This window comes from Mycobacterium sp., from assembly GCF_052144515.1.
In the GTDB taxonomy this organism is placed as follows: domain Bacteria; phylum Actinomycetota; class Actinomycetes; order Mycobacteriales; family Mycobacteriaceae; genus Mycobacterium.
The window spans coordinates 1-3,367 of sequence record NZ_JBKQQD010000267.1 but is presented as its reverse complement, the minus strand read 5'-3'; the positions used below and the strand labels follow the sequence as shown (position 1 = coordinate 3,367).

Here is a 3,367-nt window from a genome sequence, read left to right as displayed (position 1 = left end):
CCCTGACCTCTAGCGCCCGATCTCTAGCGACTTGAACTCCCTCATTGGTCGAAGATATCCCTTGCATTCGCCAAGGGTCGAAGTCTAGAGGTAATCGAGTTCTCCGAATGATGCCAGTATCTCCCGTTGTGCCATCGTATCCGTTCGGCCGAACCATCCTTGCCGGGCGCGGTAGCCTGACCCGCGGACCGCGCGCCACGCGGCACCGGGGATGATCGCCGGGCATCGTCGTCTGGCCCCGGACCGCTTTTGACGCGGTACCGGGAGAATCAACATGGTTGCGACAGGACCGCGAACGAATCACCAGTCGCGGATCGACTGGTGGCGAGCACAATTCCAACGGCAGCGGAAGACGACCCTGAACGTCGCCGACTTCTGCCGGCAGCTCGGTGTCAGCGTCACGACGTTTTACTACTGGAGGAAGCGTGTCGATGAGGTACCGCCAGGCCGCCCCGCGCAGGTCCCCGGCGTGCGCCCCTCGCGCCACGCGACTACGGCTGCCAATTTCGTCCCGCTGTCGATCCTCGAGCCCGCCGCAGGCGCGGAGTTGGAGATCGAGCTGACCAACGCCTGCACGGTACGGCTCAAGGGCATCATCGATCCCCTCTTGCTTCAGGCCGCGATCACGGCGGCCGGGCAACTCGACGGCTCTCGCCAAGGAGCCAACTGATGTTCCCTCAACTCCCCGCCGCCGTGCGAGTCTTTCTCTGCACCCAGCCCACCGATATGCGCAAGAGCTTCGACGGTCTCGTCGGAATGGCCCGTGAGTTCCTCGGCCAAGATCCTCTCTCGGGTCACCTGTTCCTGTTTCTCAATCGCCGCCGCGACCGCGTCAAAATCCTTTTCTGGGAGCGAGACGGTCTGGTCATCTGGTACAAGCGGCTCGAGGCCGGCACTTTTCAAAAGCTCGATCCCGCAGCCAGCGCCGATCGCAAAACAGGGCAAGCCGGCCTCGAACTCACCGCGACGGACCTGGCTTTGCTCCTCTCTGGCATCGACGTGACCACGGCCCAGCGCCGCAAACGCTACGCCCGCGCCAGTTGAGCCTCGCGCGGAAAATATTCTGGGAATTCTCCAACGGATGCTCCGTCGTGGTCGTAAATATGATTATGACGGAGCAACTCAATTCCATCCCTGACGACCTGCCCGCCTGCCAGGAATTGCTCCGCGCCCTTCTCCTCCGCCTCCGCGATCTCGAGCGACAGCTCGACGAGTTTGTGGCGACAACCGAGGAAATGCAGCGTTCCTACGCGTGCCTCAAGGAAGAATACCTCGTACTGAAGCGGATGCTCTTCGGGCCGCGCCGTGAGCGGCTGCCGGAAGCGCCCGGGCAGCAACACCTCTTCGACGACGGTGCTCCGCCGCCCCCGCCCGATGAATCAACCCCTTCCGCGGCGGACGAGGAATCGCCGTCGCGCAAGCGGAAAAAGGGACATGGCCGTCGGCCAGTCCCCGACCATCTGCCCCGCAAGGACGTTCCCCATGACGTTTCCCCGGCGGAACGTGTCTGCGGCTGCGGCCGCGAGAAGGTCCAGATCGGTGAAGACGTCACCGAGCAACTCGAATATGAGCCAGGTAAGATGTACGTGCTGCGGCATATCTATCCGAAATTCGCCTGTTCCTGCTGTAAAGACGGTGTGACGTCGGCCGAGCGGGCGGCCAGTCCGATTGAGCGTGGCCTGGCTGGGCCCGGACTGCTGGCGTACGTGATTGTCAACAAGTTCTCCGATCACCTGCCGCTCTATCGTCAGCAGGACGTCATGGCCCGCCACGGCATCTTCCTGTCCCGGAGCACGCTCTGCGGCTGGTTGGCCCAATGTGCTCAGCTATTGCGTCCGTTGGTTGAACTGATGGCGAAGCGGGTGGTCCAATCGGGTGTAATCAACGCCGATGAGACCCCCGTGCGGGTGCTGGATCCCACGCGGGATTCAACACGGAAGGGCCAATTCTGGACCTATATCAGCGCCGGCGATCACGGCTACACGATCTACGACTATCGTGATTCGCGCAGCCGCGACGGCCCAGTCGAGTTTCTCAAGGATTTCCGAGGTTATTTACAGACGGACGCCTACGGGGCCTACGAATCGGTGGTCTTGAAATCGGCCGGCCGGATCATCCCGGTGGGCTGCTGGTCCCATGCGCGCCGCAACTTCTTCGACGCCCGGTTGAGTCAGCCGCGCGAGGCGCATTACGTGCTGGGCCTCATTGGGCAGTTGTACGACATCGAGGACGAGATCCGGCTTCAGGGGGCGGACGAGCGGAAAGCGGTCCGCCAGGAGCGGAGCGTGCCGGTGCTGGATCGTCTGATGGCATACCTGCGCGAGCAGAAGGACGGCGCCTTGCCCAAGAGCAAGTACAGGCAAGCGATCGACTACGTTCTGAACCGCCCGGATGAAATGCGGCGATACATCGAGGACGGCCGGCTGGAGATCGATAACAACACGTCGGAGCGGACGCTACGGCTGTGCGCAATCGGACGAAAAAACTGGATGTTCCTCGGGAGTGACCAGGGGGGCGAGACGGCAGCGATCTTGTTCAGCATCCTGGCCAATGCCAAACGCTATCTGATCGAGCCATTCGCGTACGTGCGAGCTTTGCTGGTCGCCCTGTCATCGGACGAGGTGGACCTGGAGTCGCTCTTGCCCGACGTGTGGATCGCGGCGCACCGGGAGCATTTCCTCCAGTACCGTCGCGATGAGGCGGAAGCGGCCGCGAATGCGCGACGTCGCCGTCGAGCTTTCCGCCGGGAGAAGGCCAGGGAGCTGAGCCCAAGTCTCTGACGCTGGCAGCGCTGGTTCCCGCGCCCAGCGTCTGCGACGCCTCGTTGTGCGAGTCGTTGATAAGAATGAACGGGGCTCACTGACCCGCTTACGTCCGACGCGAGTCGGCGGCCGGCGGTGGGCCAAGCGATCGTATTGTCTGCTCGCGCGCAGGCGGCTCCGCCCGAAACCAGAGCCGGGGGGGAACGGAGCGACAGGCCCACGCCCACCAAGGGCCCGGGCCGTGCGGGGAGCGGCGAGCACGACTGATGCTCGCGTGCATGATCCCGCCCCGGGCGAGCGGGCCGGGTGGGCGCCGCCCGTGGCCACGGGGCCGGTGTTGCCGCGCCCCCAGGGGGTATGGTCTCACAGCACGCTTACCGCCCACGAACGAGGTCTCTCCTACCGAACGAGGGTATCGCATGAGCACGAGGATCGTACTGGCCGCCTGCGTGGTGAGTCTCTGCACGGCATGCTGGCCCGCGCCTTCGCTCGCTCAAGAATCGGGCGAGCCGAGGCTTCCCAAGGGAGGAGTCGCGCCGCCGGCCGAACTCCTCGCGAGCTTGCCGGCCGAGGCGGCGGAGCTCTAACGCCCGATACCCCGCACC

Annotated in this window: 4 protein-coding genes; all 4 read left to right on the top strand. The window is 64.2% G+C overall.

The genetic code is table 11. The features are described from left to right. Positions 1-274 precede the first annotated feature (274 nt). The 4 genes from tnpA (at position 275) to ACLP9N_RS17750 (ending at position 3,349) form a co-directional block, all read left to right on the top strand. The gene (tnpA, locus tag ACLP9N_RS17765) at positions 275-670 is read left to right on the top strand and encodes an IS66 family insertion sequence element accessory protein TnpA (protein ID WP_442408656.1); all 396 of its coding nucleotides are present in this window, start codon (positions 275-277) and stop codon (positions 668-670) included. Further along, the gene (gene tnpB / locus ACLP9N_RS17760) at positions 670-1,044 is read left to right on the top strand and encodes an IS66 family insertion sequence element accessory protein TnpB (protein ID WP_442408655.1); all 375 of its coding nucleotides are present in this window, start codon (positions 670-672) and stop codon (positions 1,042-1,044) included. Before tnpA ends, tnpB begins: the two co-directional genes overlap by 1 nt. A gap of 65 nt (positions 1,045-1,109) precedes the next feature. Beyond that, positions 1,110-2,780 (top strand): IS66 family transposase, encoded by a 1,671-nt coding sequence (gene tnpC, locus ACLP9N_RS17755; protein WP_442408654.1) that lies wholly within the window; start codon positions 1,110-1,112, stop codon positions 2,778-2,780. A gap of 401 nt (positions 2,781-3,181) precedes the next feature. Next, a complete protein-coding gene (locus ACLP9N_RS17750) occupies positions 3,182-3,349 on the top strand; it encodes a hypothetical protein (protein ID WP_442408653.1) in 168 nt (55 codons plus the stop codon). Positions 3,350-3,367 lie beyond the last annotated feature (18 nt).

Coding starts and splice junctions, on each gene's coding strand:
- tnpB (WP_442408655.1), top strand. CDS start 670: ATGTTCCCTCAACTCCCCGCCGCCGTGCGAGTCTTTCTCTGCACCCAG.
- tnpC (WP_442408654.1), top strand. CDS start 1,110: ATGACGGAGCAACTCAATTCCATCCCTGACGACCTGCCCGCCTGCCAG.
- tnpA (WP_442408656.1), top strand. CDS start 275: ATGGTTGCGACAGGACCGCGAACGAATCACCAGTCGCGGATCGACTGG.
- ACLP9N_RS17750 (WP_442408653.1), top strand. CDS start 3,182: ATGAGCACGAGGATCGTACTGGCCGCCTGCGTGGTGAGTCTCTGCACG.